This window comes from Vibrio sp. DNB22_10_4, from assembly GCF_052879755.1.
In genome coordinates, this window is the sequence record NZ_JBNNXW010000003.1 from 36,132 (window position 1) to 51,341 (window position 15,210).

Below are 15,210 nucleotides of genomic sequence, written 5' to 3' on the forward strand. Positions count from 1 at the left end.
TTCTTTTTCTTATAAACCACAAAAAATATATGGAATATGTAGGTAAGTTACATAATATGTAATTAAAGAACCCTTATGTAACAACACGTATATATCACTATCCGTCGAATCCCTCTCCTATATCGAAACTATAGATAGCTATGGCTTGCTCCCATGCCATTGTCGATTAGTTAATCACTCTTTCTACCCCTTTAGAGTAGTTTGAATCCGTAATTGATTTACATCATGTATTAATTTGCTTTCACAAATAACAATGCAAACAGATTTGAAGAACTAACACTTAGGTATAATCATGAGCAAGATGAAGCTTGTCGTCGTAGGAAACGGCATGGTCGGTCATCGCTATCTCGAGGACTTAGTCGAGAAAGCAGATATGGCTAACTATGAAGTGACTGTCTTCTGCGAAGAACCCCGCGTTGCGTACGACCGTGTACACCTTTCCTCTTATTTTTCGCACCACACTGCTGACGAGCTCTCTCTCGTTAAAGAAGGTTTTTACCAAAAGCACGGCATTAACGTATTGATTGGCGAGCGCGCTATCAATATCAACCGTGAAAACCACATCGTTTACTCCAGCACTGGTCGTGAAATCAAATACGACAAACTCATCCTCGCTACTGGCTCTTTCCCATTTGTTCCGTCTATCAAAGGCAACGAAAGCAAAGACTGCTTTGTTTACCGCACTATCGAAGATCTGAAAGCTATCGAAGCGACCGCGAAGAAAAGCAAGAGCGGTGTTGTCATCGGTGGTGGTCTGCTAGGTCTAGAAGCTGCCGGTGCACTTAAAGCACTAGGTGTAGAAACTCACGTTGTTGAGTTCGCACCAAAGCTAATGGCAGAGCAGCTTGATCAAGCTGGCGGTAATCAGCTTCGTTCAAAAATTGAAAGCATGGGCGTGAATGTACACACCAGCAAGAACACCCTAGAAATCGCTCCTGAAGGCAAAACAGCACGTAACGTGATGCGCTTTGCCGACGGTACTGAGCTAGAAACTGACTTCATCGTGTTCTCTGCAGGTATCCGCCCTCAAGACAAACTTGCGCGTGAAATGAAGCTAGATATTGCACCTCGTGGCGGTATTGCTATCAACGACTTCTGCCAAACCTCAGATGAAAACATCTACGCAATTGGTGAGTGTGCGTCTTGGAACGAAACGTTCTACGGCCTAGTAGCGCCTGGCTACAAGATGGCAACGGTTGCGGTTGACCACGTTGTAGGTAACGACAGCAAATTTGAAGGCGCTGACATGTCTGCGAAGCTTAAGCTTCTTGGCGTGAAAGTAGGTTCAATTGGTGACGCTAACGGTCGCACTCCTGGCTGTAAGAGCTACGTTTACCAAAACGAAGAGCAAGAAGTTTACAAGCGTCTTATCGTTTCTGAAGACAACAAGAAGCTTCTTGGTGCGGTAATGGTTGGTGATACCTCCGACTACGGCGACCTACTTCAGCTAATGCTGAACGAAATCGACCTACCAGAGCACCCGGACGCACTTATCCTTCCAGCACACGCTGGCGCAGAAAAGCCGACGCTAGGTGCAGATTCGCTTCCTGAGTCCGCGGTTATCTGTTCTTGTTTCGACGTAACAAAAGGCAAGATTGCAGAGGCGGTTGCTCAAGGTCATCACACTATTGGCGACATTAAAGCGGTGACTGGTGCAGGCACTGGCTGTGGTGGTTGTATCCCTCTTGTGACTTCAGTTCTGAATGCTGAACTTGCCAAATCTGGTATTGAAGTTAAGAACGATGTGTGTGAGCACTTTGCTTACTCTCGTCAAGAGCTATTCCACCTAGTACGTATCGGCGAGATCAAGACGTTCGAAGAACTACTTGAGAAACACGGTACAGGCTACGGCTGTGAAGTATGTAAGCCACTAGCAGGCTCTCTCTTAGCGTCTTGCTGGGGTGACCACATTCTTAAGCCTGAGCTAGTGAAGCTGCACGATACCAACGATAACTTCCTAGGTAACATCCAAAAAGACGGTACTTACTCAGTTATCCCGCGTATGGCTGGCGGTGAAGTCACACCTCAAGCACTAAAAGTGCTGGCTGAAGTAGCTGCAGAATACAACCTTTACACTAAGGTGACGGGTGCACAACGTATCGGCCTATTCGGCGCTCAAAAAGACGATCTTCCAGCTATCTGGAAAAAGCTGATTGAAGCGGGTTACGAGACCGGTCAAGCGTATGCGAAAGCACTGCGTATGGCGAAAACGTGTGTGGGCTCTACATGGTGTCGTTACGGCGTTCAAGACTCTGTTGGTCTGGGCTCTCGCATCGAGAACCGTTACAAAGGCATCCGTACTCCTCATAAGATGAAGTTTGGTGTGTCTGGCTGTACTCGTGAGTGTGCGGAAGCGCAAGGTAAAGACCTTGGCATCATCGCGACTGACGCAGGTTGGAACATGTACGTATGTGGTAACGGTGGTATGAAACCTCGTCACGCAGACCTACTGGCTTCTGACCTAGATGAAGCAACCCTAATTCAATACATCGACCGCTTTATGATGTTCTATATCCGTACTGCTGCGCCACTACAACGCACCTCAGTTTGGATGGAAAACATGGAAGGTGGTGTGGACTACCTACGTGAAGTTATCGTGGATAACAAGCTTGGCATCAACGAACAACTTGAGGCTGACGTACAGCGTCTAGTGGGCGATTACAGCTGTGAATGGAAAAACACGATTGAAGACGAGTCTCAGCTTACACGCTTTGCTCACTTCATTAACAGTGACCTGCGTGATGACAATGTGGTTTTCGTTCAAGAGCGTGATCAACACCGTCCAGCGACATTCACAGAGAAACACCCTGAAGCGAAAGGCGACATCCTACACGTTGAGCTGGAGAAGTAATCATGGCATTTCAAAAAGTATGTGACATCCAAGATATCGTCCCTGGCACAGGTGTTTGTGCATTGATTGACGGTCAGCAAGTAGCGGTTTTCCGCCCAAGTGCTACAGAAGAAGTCCTCGCTATCAGCAACTTGGATCCGTTCTATCAATCTAACGTGCTATCACGTGGCTTGATTGTTGAACACCAAGGTGAGCTTTGGGTTGCAAGCCCACTCAAGAAGCAGCGCTTTAACCTAACTACTGGCGCGTGCATGGAAGATGAGCGCTTTAGCGTGAAAGCTTACAAAGCTCGCGTAACTAAAGGTGCGGTAGAGATTTCTGCATAAGCCTACTCTAGACCAAGTATCAACTAGAGAATGAATAGCCTATAGGGGTTAGCCACCCTAGCCCCTATCACTATTCAATCTTAACTTTTTTATTTTTACACTTTGTTGGAGAGACATGATGTCTACTGATTTTAAACCTGCACAATTCGTTCAAACTATGATCGACGTTGGCGAAGCGAAGACCAAAACCAGCACTCGCGATCTACTTTTGCGCGGTACTATGGCAGGTATCATTCTGTCATTGGCGGTTGTTGTAGCGATCACGACCATTGTTCAAACTGGTATGGGCGTAGTGGGCGCGCTCGTGTTCCCAGTTGGTTTCGTTATTTTGAGCGTAATGGGCTATGACCTGGTTACAGGTGTTTTCGGTCTTGCGCCTTTAGCAAAATTTGAAAACCGCCCAGGTATCACTTGGGGTCGTATCATGCGCTGTTGGGGTCTAGTAGGTCTTGGTAACCTTATCGGTTCACTGATTGTTGCTTACCTAGTGGCGGTATCACTAACGGGTAACTTCTCTCTTGAGCTAAACGCGGTAGCGAAGAAGTTTGTTGCGGTTTCTACAGCTCGTAGCCTTGGCTTTGAGAACATGGGTATGGACGGATGGATCACTTGTTTCGTTCGCGGCATCTTCTGTAACCTAATGGTTTGTCTAGGCGTAATCGGCAACATGACAGCACGTACTGTTGCTGGTCGTGTGGCTATGATGTGGTTCCCAATCTTCATCTTCTTCGCTCTAGTATTCGAGCACACCGTAGTAAACATGTTCCTATTCCCACTAGGTATGATTCTAGGTGCTGATTTTGGTATCGCGACTTGGTTGAACTTCAACCTTATCCCTACCATCCTAGGCAACATCGTTGGCGGTCTAGTTATGACTTGTATCCCGCTTTACCTAACTCACGCTAAAACTGCACCTTCAATCTCTGCTGAGACAGAAGAGCAAGTGCAAGCTGAACCAGCGCTAAGCGCGAAATAATCTCGATAAGACCTCACCTTCGTGGTGAGGTCTTTTCACTCTTTGGTTATAAAAAGTCGCATTGCAGAGTGTCACTCTTTATACCCAAATTTAGATTTGATAGGCGTAGCTTATGACCACTAATCACACATCTTTAAATGCCGGCTTTGTTTCATTAGTCGGTGCGGGGCCTGGAGACCCTGATCTTTTGACAGTGAAAGGATATCGCGTGATTCAGTCTGCGGATGTAGTCGTTTTCGATAGACTCGTATCCAGAGATATCCTTTCGCTGGCAAAACCAGATGCAGAGATGATTTATGTGGGTAAGAAGCTCGACTATCACTGCGTTCCACAAGATCAGATCAACCAAATCTTGGTAGAAAAGGCGAAAGAGGGCCACAAAGTCGTTCGCCTTAAAGGTGGAGATTCATTTATCTTTGGGCGTGGCGGTGAAGAATTAGAAACGCTGGCAGAAAACGGCATCAGCTTTGAGGTTGTACCGGGAATCACAGCAGCCGCAGGAGCGACTGCGTATGCAGGCATTCCTCTTACCCACCGCGACCACGCGCAGAGCGTGCAGTTTATTACTGGTCATGTGCAAAAAGATGGACGTGAGATTGAATGGAGCTCGCTTGCTCAGTCCAACAATACACTCGTGTTCTACATGGGTCTGAAGCAAAGTGGTCGTATTACTGACAAGCTTATTACTCACGGTCTTGATGAAAACACGCCGTGTGCGGTCATAGAGAATGGAACGCGCAAAGAACAACGTGTTTTCCAAGGTGCGCTAAACACGCTACCTCAAATGGCTAGCGAAGCAGAAAGCCCTGCTTTAATTGTTGTTGGTAGCGTCACGCAGCTACACGACAAGCTGAAATGGTTTTAAACCGAACTCCAGTTTGTCGTTAACTTTTACTCACTCTGAGGCTGTTGATTTTCGACCTCAGAGTCGATTGGAATATATACATCCGAACGACGATTCTGCGAACGTCCATCTGCAGTACCGTTCGAAGCAATGGGCTCGGACTCACCAAACGACTTGATGGTTGTATTTTGCTTGGTGACACCGTAACCCCGAAGCTGTCCAGCGGTACTCTCTGCTCGGCGCATACCTAACGCCTGATTGTAAGCCTCCGATCCTACCCAATCGGTATGCCCTTCTACAGTGACTTGAAAGTTGTTCGCAGCAAGCTGCTGCGCAACACCGGCAAGTACTTTCTTAGCAAGTGGTGTAATGTTGTATTTGTCGAACGCAAAGTGGACTCGTGCAACTAAGTAGCCTTTCTCGGTAGGCTCACCAAATTTGGCAATCCCAAGGTTGGAGATGTAAGTTAGGCACTCCTCGGGGTTGGTTATCAAGGCTGACAACTTAAGTAGCTCCCACTTAAGGGCATCGTCATTACTTGAGTCATTCACCTGTAAGTAACCGTCACGATGAGTCGCAATGCCCTGCACTTCCCCTATGGTGATGTTGTGTGAGTACTCATAATGCTTAGCTCCGCAGTACTCGGTGATGTAGGCACTTTGCTCATTGGCGTTCGCACTCAGGCTAAAAGCTGTGCCCAGTGCTAATACTGTGGTTATCTTTGACATTCTATTCACCCATTCCTTAGTTAACCATAGAGTCGTGTCTCACCCGTACCACGTGACCCTTTGCGGATAAGCTCTTCAATTTTTTCAATAAATTCGTCGGTGTCCGTAACATCAACGATATCTTCATCAACATTAAGCACACAGTCTTGGAAGCCGCTCTGCTCCGAAGCAGCGAAATCGATACCGATCACAGCGATGTACAAACCAGGAATTTCTTCACGGGCTTTATCACACATGCCCGCATCCACCAGCCCTTTTAGAATTCCGTTGTTCGGGCTTTCCACACCGTCGCTAAGTACCAGTACCATTTTGATCTTGTCGCTGTACTCGGTTAACTCCTCTTCATTCTCGGTATCCGGCCTGCCTGATGCCATGTGTTGAAAACCACGGATCATGCCTTGAAATGAAGCCGTATTACCGGACGCCCACATATCCTCAATTACATCGATATCAGCACGGTTTCTGGTTAGTCCTATAGTGTAAAACTGATTCTCTGTGGTACTTCCGTAACCACGATACAACTCCATGTTGTTTAAGCGATATTTAGTTTTGGCATCAGGAAAAGTGCTAGTCAGCATTTCCTCAACGGTGAGATCAAAGTCAACATAGTTGTAGACATCGACCAAAAATGAATCATCGTCATCATCGCTATCAATATCGAAGATACTCACCAAACGCTGAGCCTGATAGCGCTCACCGTTTCTACCATTGGGGCAGTCATCCCTATCTTGAGCACAGTCATACACATCACCCGAAGAATACTGTCGCCATTTGTTCCATGACACCTGTTCATAGGAACGCGGAGAGTCAGATTCATCAACATCATCACGATAACGAAGTTGGCTAACGGCAAAAACATTCGAACCATTCGTCTCTCGAGTTCGCACATTAAACGGCACTATCGCAACACGATTGCCAAGTTTGTCTGCTAATGCGGCTTGATCTTCATCAACGCAAGTTTCTTCTCCGGTTGAAGCATCAGTTTCCACTTCAGAGCACAATAGTTTGTCGGTTAAATCCGCTACGGCGTCCTTTAGATCCTCTATTTTACAACTGCTTGCTGAGCACGCGTTACGACTGCCCCACTGCCAACCCATGGAACCGGAAAAGTCGGTGACGAGAACTAAATCAATGTTTTTATCACCCAAGTAGAAAGGCAACTTCCGCGCCATCGCCTGACCTTTCAGGTCTTGCGTAGTATCAAAAGAGGGAATGAGATTATTCGCAAACCATGAAGAGTGGTTCGTCGTGGCATCGACAGTGTATTGGATGATCTCTTGCTGATCGATGCTTGGGTCAAACTCTTGGTAGAAGCGTGTTGCTTCAACGTTGGCTGAATTTTCACCGTGTATGTAATCACGAATGTAAAGAGAAGCGAACTCGTCAGCAGTCAAAGATTTGTCTGCAATGGTCACCGCACTCGCGGCGGCTTGTGCAGCGTCTCTCAAGCGATTCGTGTCTTGAATATAACGTGTTCCCTCAACTGCCCAAAACGTCATCCCCAGTACCGGCACCATGGTCAATGCCATCCAAACTGCGGCGACGCCTTTCTGTGATTGAGGGGTGGATTGATTTCGTCTACCTATTGCGCTGTTCATACTACCTCCCCGGTACTACGGAGCTAGAAGTGAGTGTGAATGTAGGCGTTCCTGAATCTCCCCAAAAATTTGCGAACCACGAATCCCTTTGCTCGCATAAGGTCACTTGATACAGTGAGTAAATCTTCCCGTCTTCTACAGGAACAAGGTTAGTTTTCTGATTAATGTCTGTTGATTGGCATCCAAGCGTATTGAAGCGGTCGCTAGTGTATGCTTCCATTGTGAGGCTATCATGCAGGGCTTCAATTTTGATTGCGACGGCATTGCTATCTCTTTCTAAAAGTCGAGAAGCTAGTGCCACCATATCGTCTCTATCATTGTCGTTAAGCGTTTGCCGCTCACCATAAAAGCGAGTACGTTCTTTTAAGATGTTTGCCAACGCAAAACTGGTTCTATCGAGCTGAGCTCTAACGAGTATCTTGTGACTAATATCGGTCATAAACAGATAAATCCCTAGGAAGATCACTAGAACTATCGTTAGTTCAATCGCAAACGCGCCACGTTGGTGTCGAGGAAAAGTAGAGTTTGTCATGCGCATCACTACTCCCCCCAACCTTCATGCTCTAAGTTGAGCACTGTGGTTCTTTCAATTGTACCGCCATCGCTTCCCGTTACATTGACAAATGGCGTGTAGTCGTAAGAGAGTGTTATCTCAGCTAGGGTATAGCCTTCTGTAAAATCATCATCTTGATCGGAGTAACCCGCGTTATTGACAAAGTCTTGGTACGAACCAAAATATTTACCAGTCAGGCGAAAATTCTCTTCCGATACCAAGTAATGCCACACCTTCCCTTCGCCCGCAATCAAGTTTCCGAGTTGTGTTTTATAGTTATCGTGAACACTGCCACCTTCAAAGACATTGGTGCTTCTAACAGTCTCACGCAACGCATATTCAACCAGATTGGTCACATAAATGCGGTAACTAGCCTCAAAGATAAGTAGTGTTGTCAGTATTAGCGCAACCGCTCCGATGGCAAACTCAATGGTTGTGACACCCTTAATACGTCGTTTTGATTGACAACCAATAGCGACGGAAACCTTCCTTCTCTGCTTACTAAGCACCGATGTTGGAGGTTTGATCTCGCGGCGATAAATACATACACACATAACAACTACCCATCAAAGTTATACAACTGCCTTGATATAGCGATAACCTGGGAGTCGGTGAAGTCATCATTGACCAATTCACGTGCCTGTTCAAAATCACCTAACTTAAAAAACGCTATCGCTAAATTAGCTTTCACTACTTGATTGCTCGGATTTTCTTTAAACACTGGTGTGAGCATTTCAGTCACGTGTCGATATTTGCCCTGAGCAAGGTATATCACTGCTAAGTTATTCTTTATCACTACGTCGTTATGTCCTTTCAGACGTGCTTTATTAAACTCTGATTCTGCGTCCATGAAGCGGTCTTGTTTGCAATAAGCAACGCCCAGCATGACATGTACGTCACTGGTTCGATTACCGGCTTCAATGGACTGAGTGTATCTTTGAACAGCACGCTCTCCTTCGCCCTGCTTATCGTGAATCTGTCCTCTGAGTTGATATAACTGCCAGTTCTTGACCCCTTTGTTTAACAGGTGATCACTGTAGAATTTCGCAGACTCAATATCGCCTTTGTCGAAATAGACTTGAGCGAGCGACTGTGTCACTTGCACATCCTCAGGATCATTTTGTAGATGTCCTTTGTAGTGCTGTATCAGGCCGTCATGATTGTCGACCCGCTCCATACTAGAGACCATATCTTGAGTGGTTGGCTGAGAGTTGGATACACAACCAACAATCCAGGGAACAACCAATACCGAAAGCATCCATTTTTTCTGCATGACTATTGTCCTACGTTGAAGTCCACTTGCATTACACCAGGTGCAAGTATCAGTATGACGATCGGGAACATGATTAGCAGAATCAAAGGCACACTCATTTTCGCGGCGAGTTTACCCACTTTCTCTTCTACTTTGAGCAACTGAATCCTTCGCATGTCCTCTGCCAAATCACTCAAGATGTTGGCAACCGATGTCCCGTAGTGAAGGTTCTGAATGATGGTTAATACAAAGCTCTGTACTTCTGGTGCTGGCAAGCGGGTATTGAGGTCATTAAGCGCCTTCTCGATTCCGTGAATCTTGCTCGAGTCCGATGTTTTCTTCACTTGGTAACAGAGATCTTTATCGAATGCGGCAAGTTCTTTATGAAGATAGGCAAAGGAAGCTTCAATCGTCATCCCGGTTTGAACACAAACTGACATCATGTCCAACAAATAAGGCAGGTTCCTTGATATTTTACGTACCATGTAGCGCTTACGTGCCTCAAGCAAGAAATCAGGCAAAATCATCGCAAGTACCACAGAAGCGAATGCCGCAACGAGTTTGCTCACCAAGTCTGTATCCAAAAACAGAAAAAGAAGAGATCCAACTGCGACCGCGACCGCTATCTTAAACGGAACGTAATAACGTGCTAAGTTCTTATTGTAGTAACCGGCATCGAGCAGCTTTTGCTCCAACTCTTTGCGTTGCTCTTTAGCAAACCCGATGATGATACGGTTAGTTTTGATGGGCGCTACGGGTTGGTTTTTCATTATGTAGCTTTCTAGTTTGCGCTTACGCTTTGTGGCTGCAAACAGCTCGAAAGTCATTAAACCTACCGCGATAATGACAAATGCGATACTTAAAGGAAGAATCATAAGCGCACCGCCTTAACAAGCAGCCATACAATAAACAACCCAAGTAGTTCACTGCCGACCACATAGTAGAGGATCCATATTCCCTCTGGGTCGTATAAAATGAAGTTTATGTTATCAGGGTTAACACGATATAGAATGATGGCAAAAATGAGCGGAATTGCGGCCACTACTTTGGCAGAAATACGCGCCTCAGAGGTCATCGCCATCTTCTTCGTTTCCATTGTCCGAGAGTCCACCAGCACTCGAATTAGGCGAGCTAAAACGCCTTTGAGTTGACCACCTCGGCTTATGTTTGCGCGTAGCGTTACTGTGAAAAAGATAAACTCCGGATAAGCAAAGCGCTTAACCGCACGTTGGAACACCACATCTGGATCTTCACCCAGTTTGAGTCTGTCGCCCATGTGTTTGAACTCGCGACCAATCTCGTTATCGAGGTTACGCCCTACAAAACTTATCGCCTGCATCAAGCTTTCACCCGCAGTCACAGCACTCATCAGAATATTGAGTGCATCAGGAAAAGTTTGTTGAAATATTTTCCGGCGTCGAGTCAGCATCCATTGATAACCCATAAACAGCAATACGATGAAGCTAAAAAGCATCACAAATACGGCATGATTAGTAAGCACTTTAAAGCCTAAATACCAAGACAATGCCAGTGCGCCAATCATATAAACCAATATCAAAAGATTTGCTTTTGGGCCTAATGATTGAGCAGAAAAGCGAAACGACTCTTTCGCCCTTTTAATCCCCTTTTTCGGAACCAGACTACCTACGTTAATGGCCGCGGTAGACTCTTCGCTTAGATCAACTTCAGGGAAGTATTTTTCGACTCGTCGCGTTTTGGTCGTTAGCAGCAATAAAGCCGCAATACCAAATAAAACCAATGATAGCCAAATCATTTTCTCACCTCGCTAAATGAGCTCATTAACTCATCATAAAGGCCATAGAAATGAGACTTCTTAACCAGCTCTGAGCGCTGCATAATACCTTGGGTAACAAACTCACCCTTCACCACCCCCCCAAAGTCTGAATCATGAAAATCAAAGCGATAGATTTCTTCCATCACCACACTCTCACCTTCAAGACCGACAATTTCGGAGATACTGGTGACTTTTCTCGACCCGTCACGAAGGCGGTTTACTTGTACCACCAGCTGTATTGCGCTCACAATAGAGCGACGAATCGCATCAAGCGGCTGATTAAGGTTAGCCATCATTATCATTGACTCAACACGGCTAATGGCATCACGAGGGGAGTTGGCATGAAGTGTCGACATAGAGCCATCATGGCCAGTGTTCATTGCTTGGAGCATTTCGAATGCTTCCGGGCCACGACACTCCCCGAGGATGATTCTATCCGGACGCATCCTTAGAGCATTTATCACCAGGTCACGCTGATTCACGACGCCGGTTTGCTCAATACTGGCGGAGCGGGTTTCAAGTCGCACTAAGTTAGGTTGTTCTAACCTCAGCTCTGCAGCATCTTCTATGGTGACAATACGCTCATCTTCAGAGATATAGTGGGACAAGGCATTTAGTAAGGTGGTTTTACCCGAACCAGTACCACCAGAGATAAGGATGTTGATACGACATCGAGAAGCGATTGAGAGTAGCCTTGCCATATCGATGTTCATCGATCCAAAGTCAATCAAGTCTTCAACACCGATGTTTTGCTCGCGAAACTTACGAATCGAAATTGCCGTACCATCTAATGCAATAGGCGGGATAACGATGTTTACACGACTGCCGTCTTCTAATCGTGCATCAACAGTGGGGGAAAGTTCATCAACACGACGTCCAACCCGTGCGGCAATTTGCTTGGCTATGGAGAGAACTTGCTCCTCGTTAACAAAACGTATATCCGATTTACTGAGTTTGCCGTTTCGCTCGTAAAACACTTCGGAAGGACCATTAACCAAAATATCAGTAATGCTATTGTCATCGACCAAAGGTTGGATTGGACCAAGACCAAACAGCTCATCCATCATGCTTTTAACGAGGCTGCTTTTCATCATTGCAGTAATAGGACGTTCATAGCTGTTGGCCAGCAAGTCCACTGCCGTTCGAATTTGATTTTCAACCTCCAACTGACTCAAAGATTGAATGGCTTCCGCGTCCAGTGCTTCAAAAATTTGAGTCCGAAACGCAACATACACTTCACTGTGAGAGCTCATCGGATACCTAACCTTTGTAGAAGACTTTTATTTTGTATTGGCTGACCATTTACAAGTCTGACCAACTGTTCAACCGAACGATTGACACTACGGTCGTGTTTATAGGCACGCTTTCCATCGACATGGATATGAGACAAGTTCTTGCAATATTCGATATCAAGATCGACACTCGAACCTAAGAACTTACTAAGCTCATCACGTTTCACGACAAAGCTGTTTTCAGGACGATGGTGGTTCACGACTGTGATAATACGAGTGCGCTTACGCTGCGCTTCCCTAATAGTGTCGAGCGAACTAATCATCGCCTTGGCATTACGAACCGCTGCAATTGATGGTTCAACGACGATGGCAACCACATCATAATGGCGAATGAGCATCTCACCATCGACATGAAAGTCGACACTTCCAGAAAAGTCTTCAACAATGAAATTGGTATTCCGACTCAGTAGATGACACAGCGCTTGGTTGTAATTGAGGATATCTTCTTGATCAGTATCCCCATTGATAGAAAGCAAGCGAAGGTCTTTGTTAATAGGCGTTAAGTAGTTTTGTGCGCCTTCAAAATCCAACTCATGCGCTGGTACTGATAATTCGTCCAAGCGACGAGCCGTATGGTCGGTTAACCCCAACATGACATCAATATTACTGTCATGATATTGATGATCGACCAATATGGTATCTACGCCCTGTCCGGACATTTTTGAGCTTAACTCCGCCGCGATAAATGAGGTGCCGATACCACCTTTAGTCCCCACTACTGCTACGCGTTTTGCCCTGCGCTCTTTACTCACGCCAGTTTGCGCTTTGAGATCACGATGAACATGCATCACGAATTCAGCAAACTCATACTTATTGATCGGCCAGAAAATGTAGTAAAAACCCATTTCCTTGAGCGTTCTCAACGTCGATATTGCATCTTCTTTACCAATAATAATGACGCCTTTGTGCGTGGGAAGTTTAGCCGCAAACTCTTGTGCATCTTTGACCACACTCTCCGACTCATTCAGTTCAAGCAATATCAAGTTACTCTCTTGCTTTGCAAAGAAATCGCTATCGGCTTTTTCTTGGCGCACACCGTTAGGAGCATCCCAACCTTCGAATTCAAACAGCTCCTCAACAAGAGATTTGCACTCCTCGGTCTGATAGACCAACGCGCAACCAGTCGGCCCTGAGGCTACTGTCGCTTTCGAAGCGCTCTTTTTGCTCTCAGGGAGCTTTTTGGTAATATCAAACATCAGATTCCCTCCACCAAACGCTCTTTATGTGCGATTTGTCTGTTTCTTGCATTCTCAGAGAAACAATCGCGACTATCGAGATCTTGCTCAATTGAAACAGGCTTGCACTGCTTGTTCGCCATATTGTGGAAAGTCACTGTGATACGAAGATCACTGATTAAGCCGCTGTTTCGTTTCCATTCAAAAACGTCTGCTCTGTATTGCACAAAAGGCAGGCTTTCAAACGATTTAGAGACGATTTTTTTAGCCGTATTATTCTTGTATTCGATGATATAGCTGGGACCCGAATCGATATCATCGATTGTTGTGAATATCTCCTTGAGCTTCTCCTGGGCTTCAATTTCTGACTTCACGGTAAACTCGTACACATGGGTCTCTGGATATATAAGTGTCTCTGCGCCTTTACCGTTGAAATATCGCTCTGAACAACCAGTCATCAGCACTACCAAAAGGATGAACGTTCCTTGTAATAACCTCATTGGATGAATCCTCCTTTAGAAAGCAGCTCAATCGTTGGATCGGAACCGCGATTTGTTTCTTCCGGCTCAGAAATATTCAGCCAACGACGCAACGTATTGGTTTTCGAGATGTAAGGAAGCTGGATGTCTTTTTTCTTCATTGGCTGCACCAGGTTTACGGTGGCGACAATGATTAATTCGGTACGTCTTCTGTCAGTGGAGGATTTTCGAAACGCCGCTCCAAGGACTGGGATATCGCCTAAGATCGGCGTTTTTTGGATCTCTTCAAGATCAGCACTACTCATCAGTCCACCAAGAACAAAACTATCACCATCACCCAGTTCAATAGTGGTCATAGCTCTGCGGGTTGCTATCTGTGGTACTTCAATACCAGCCGCGCGGATATAACGCTCAATTTCACTCACTTCAGGGAAAAGCTGCATGCGAATTTTCTTCTCGTTTAAGACTTTCGCGGTGAGATCGAGCCTGATACCAAATTCTTTAAAGGTAATATTGACGTTATTATTGGTAGAGACGACAACGGGTACTTCACCACCGACAAGAAAACTGGCTGATTCACCTGAGATAACGGTGAGATTAGGCTCAGCCAATACCTGAGCGACGTTTTCATTCCCGAGCGCGGTAATCAAAGTGGTTAAATCCGCCGCTTCAAATTGCTGGAATAAGAACTGCCCAACGTTTGCGCCGACTGACGACCAGTCAACACCTACGGTTTCAGCAAAACGCTCGGTAACCTGAGCAACAGAGATTTTAACGTTGACTTGCTGAACAGTAGCCACTTGAAGACGTTCAATGATGCCTTCCCATGTCATGTTTCGTTCAAAGATCATCGATTCAGGCTCTTCGAGTGATACGTAACTGGTTTGAAAAGTCAGGTTTTGTGCCTTGTTATACTTTTCAACTTTGTCACGACCTAATAGCGTCGCAACCATACGGTAGATATCGTCACGGATCTGCTCTGACTCAACCACACCACTTACGGCAACTTGGCTACCAACTGATTCAATTTTCACGTCACTGTCGGGAAAATGCAGACCAATCTGCCGACGCACTTGAGATAAGTCTATATCAGCAATGATACGATCTGACATCAGTAACTTCTCTGACGCTCCGTATACCATTAGCCTGGCTTGCCCGACCGACTTCGCAAAAACGACAATGGTATTTTCATTAATGACGTTGTAATCGATGATGTCTGGATCACTAATAAAAACCTTAGTGATACGCTCACCAAGCTCGATATGTTTTGCGTCATTAACAGTGATATATTGCTGCCCTGCTTGTGCCATTTGTAATGAAATCAGCACAGCAAACACGGCA

At 45.7% G+C, this 15,210-nt stretch carries 15 protein-coding genes; 4 read left to right on the plus strand and 11 right to left on the minus strand.

From position 1 onward, the window contains the following. Window positions 1-292 precede the first annotated feature (292 nt). The 4 genes from nirB to cobA all read left to right on the plus strand — a co-directional run bounded on the left by nirB (window position 293) and on the right by cobA (window position 5,018). Window positions 293-2,851 (plus strand): nitrite reductase large subunit NirB, encoded by a 2,559-nt coding sequence (nirB, locus tag ACVA6Q_RS11120; protein ID WP_446647520.1) that lies wholly within the window; start codon window positions 293-295, stop codon window positions 2,849-2,851. Between the two features lie 2 nt (window positions 2,852-2,853). After that, complete coding sequence (nirD, locus tag ACVA6Q_RS11125) at window positions 2,854-3,177, plus strand: nitrite reductase small subunit NirD (protein WP_446647521.1); 324 nt, start codon at window positions 2,854-2,856, stop codon at window positions 3,175-3,177. 118 nt (window positions 3,178-3,295) lie between these two features. Continuing rightward, window positions 3,296-4,153: a formate/nitrite transporter family protein gene (locus ACVA6Q_RS11130; protein ID WP_446647766.1), complete on the plus strand. Its 858-nt coding sequence runs from the start codon at window positions 3,296-3,298 to the stop codon at window positions 4,151-4,153. A 112-nt stretch (window positions 4,154-4,265) separates the two neighbouring features. Next, complete coding sequence (gene cobA, locus ACVA6Q_RS11135; RefSeq protein ID WP_446647522.1) at window positions 4,266-5,018, plus strand: uroporphyrinogen-III C-methyltransferase; 753 nt, start codon at window positions 4,266-4,268, stop codon at window positions 5,016-5,018. Between the two features lie 26 nt (window positions 5,019-5,044). On the opposite strand, the gene ACVA6Q_RS11140 is transcribed toward cobA, so the two are convergent. Genes ACVA6Q_RS11140 through ACVA6Q_RS11190 form a run of 11 tightly spaced genes read right to left on the minus strand, consistent with a single transcriptional unit; the run spans window position 5,045 to window position 15,179 of the window. Further along, window positions 5,045-5,725: an OmpA family protein gene (locus ACVA6Q_RS11140; RefSeq protein ID WP_446647523.1), complete on the minus strand. Its 681-nt coding sequence runs from the start codon at window positions 5,723-5,725 to the stop codon at window positions 5,045-5,047. Between the two features lie 20 nt (window positions 5,726-5,745). Beyond that, window positions 5,746-7,323, minus strand: a complete 1,578-nt coding sequence (locus ACVA6Q_RS11145) for a TadE/TadG family type IV pilus assembly protein (protein WP_446647524.1) — start codon at window positions 7,321-7,323, stop codon at window positions 5,746-5,748. Between the two features lies 1 nt (window position 7,324). Then, entirely contained in the window at window positions 7,325-7,861 is a 537-nt protein-coding gene (gene tadF, locus ACVA6Q_RS11150) for a tight adherence pilus pseudopilin TadF (protein WP_446647525.1), read from the minus strand. Window positions 7,862-7,863: 2 nt separating this feature from the next. Then, window positions 7,864-8,430, minus strand: coding sequence for a TadE/TadG family type IV pilus assembly protein (locus ACVA6Q_RS11155; RefSeq protein WP_446647526.1), 567 nt, complete (start codon window positions 8,428-8,430; stop codon window positions 7,864-7,866). A gap of 5 nt (window positions 8,431-8,435) precedes the next feature. Then, on the minus strand, window positions 8,436-9,149 hold the full coding sequence (locus tag ACVA6Q_RS11160) for a tetratricopeptide repeat protein (protein WP_446647527.1): 714 nt from the start codon (window positions 9,147-9,149) through the stop codon (window positions 8,436-8,438). Between the two features lie 2 nt (window positions 9,150-9,151). Next, window positions 9,152-10,003 (minus strand): type II secretion system F family protein, encoded by an 852-nt coding sequence (locus tag ACVA6Q_RS11165; RefSeq protein WP_446647528.1) that lies wholly within the window; start codon window positions 10,001-10,003, stop codon window positions 9,152-9,154. After that, window positions 10,000-10,902 (minus strand): type II secretion system F family protein, encoded by a 903-nt coding sequence (locus ACVA6Q_RS11170; protein ID WP_446647529.1) that lies wholly within the window; start codon window positions 10,900-10,902, stop codon window positions 10,000-10,002. Before ACVA6Q_RS11170 ends, ACVA6Q_RS11165 begins: the two co-directional genes overlap by 4 nt. Further along, entirely contained in the window at window positions 10,899-12,176 is a 1,278-nt protein-coding gene (locus ACVA6Q_RS11175; RefSeq protein WP_446647530.1) for a CpaF family protein, read from the minus strand. Before ACVA6Q_RS11175 ends, ACVA6Q_RS11170 begins: the two co-directional genes overlap by 4 nt. Next, window positions 12,173-13,411, minus strand: coding sequence for an AAA family ATPase (locus ACVA6Q_RS11180; protein ID WP_446647531.1), 1,239 nt, complete (start codon window positions 13,409-13,411; stop codon window positions 12,173-12,175). Before ACVA6Q_RS11180 ends, ACVA6Q_RS11175 begins: the two co-directional genes overlap by 4 nt. After that, on the minus strand, window positions 13,411-13,890 hold the full coding sequence (locus tag ACVA6Q_RS11185) for a hypothetical protein (protein WP_446647532.1): 480 nt from the start codon (window positions 13,888-13,890) through the stop codon (window positions 13,411-13,413). Before ACVA6Q_RS11185 ends, ACVA6Q_RS11180 begins: the two co-directional genes overlap by 1 nt. After that, on the minus strand, window positions 13,887-15,179 hold the full coding sequence (locus tag ACVA6Q_RS11190; RefSeq protein WP_446647767.1) for a type II and III secretion system protein family protein: 1,293 nt from the start codon (window positions 15,177-15,179) through the stop codon (window positions 13,887-13,889). Before ACVA6Q_RS11190 ends, ACVA6Q_RS11185 begins: the two co-directional genes overlap by 4 nt. Window positions 15,180-15,210 lie beyond the last annotated feature (31 nt).

Excerpts from the sequence above, each read along its gene's own strand:
- ACVA6Q_RS11130 (WP_446647766.1), top strand. The coding sequence starts at position 3,296 with ATGTCTACTGATTTTAAACCTGCACAATTCGTTCAAACTATGATCGAC.
- ACVA6Q_RS11175 (WP_446647530.1), bottom strand. The coding sequence starts at position 12,176 with ATGAGCTCTCACAGTGAAGTGTATGTTGCGTTTCGGACTCAAATTTTT.
- ACVA6Q_RS11160 (WP_446647527.1), bottom strand. The coding sequence starts at position 9,149 with ATGCAGAAAAAATGGATGCTTTCGGTATTGGTTGTTCCCTGGATTGTT.
- ACVA6Q_RS11190 (WP_446647767.1), bottom strand. The coding sequence starts at position 15,179 with ATGGCACAAGCAGGGCAGCAATATATCACTGTTAATGACGCAAAACAT.
- cobA (WP_446647522.1), top strand. The coding sequence starts at position 4,266 with ATGACCACTAATCACACATCTTTAAATGCCGGCTTTGTTTCATTAGTC.
- nirD (WP_446647521.1), top strand. The coding sequence starts at position 2,854 with ATGGCATTTCAAAAAGTATGTGACATCCAAGATATCGTCCCTGGCACA.
- ACVA6Q_RS11165 (WP_446647528.1), bottom strand. The coding sequence starts at position 10,003 with ATGATTCTTCCTTTAAGTATCGCATTTGTCATTATCGCGGTAGGTTTA.
- nirB (WP_446647520.1), top strand. The coding sequence starts at position 293 with ATGAGCAAGATGAAGCTTGTCGTCGTAGGAAACGGCATGGTCGGTCAT.
- ACVA6Q_RS11140 (WP_446647523.1), bottom strand. The coding sequence starts at position 5,725 with ATGTCAAAGATAACCACAGTATTAGCACTGGGCACAGCTTTTAGCCTG.
- ACVA6Q_RS11185 (WP_446647532.1), bottom strand. The coding sequence starts at position 13,890 with ATGAGGTTATTACAAGGAACGTTCATCCTTTTGGTAGTGCTGATGACT.
- ACVA6Q_RS11145 (WP_446647524.1), bottom strand. The coding sequence starts at position 7,323 with ATGAACAGCGCAATAGGTAGACGAAATCAATCCACCCCTCAATCACAG.
- ACVA6Q_RS11155 (WP_446647526.1), bottom strand. The coding sequence starts at position 8,430 with ATGTGTGTATGTATTTATCGCCGCGAGATCAAACCTCCAACATCGGTG.
- ACVA6Q_RS11170 (WP_446647529.1), bottom strand. The coding sequence starts at position 10,902 with ATGATTTGGCTATCATTGGTTTTATTTGGTATTGCGGCTTTATTGCTG.
- tadF (WP_446647525.1), bottom strand. The coding sequence starts at position 7,861 with ATGCGCATGACAAACTCTACTTTTCCTCGACACCAACGTGGCGCGTTT.
- ACVA6Q_RS11180 (WP_446647531.1), bottom strand. The coding sequence starts at position 13,411 with ATGTTTGATATTACCAAAAAGCTCCCTGAGAGCAAAAAGAGCGCTTCG.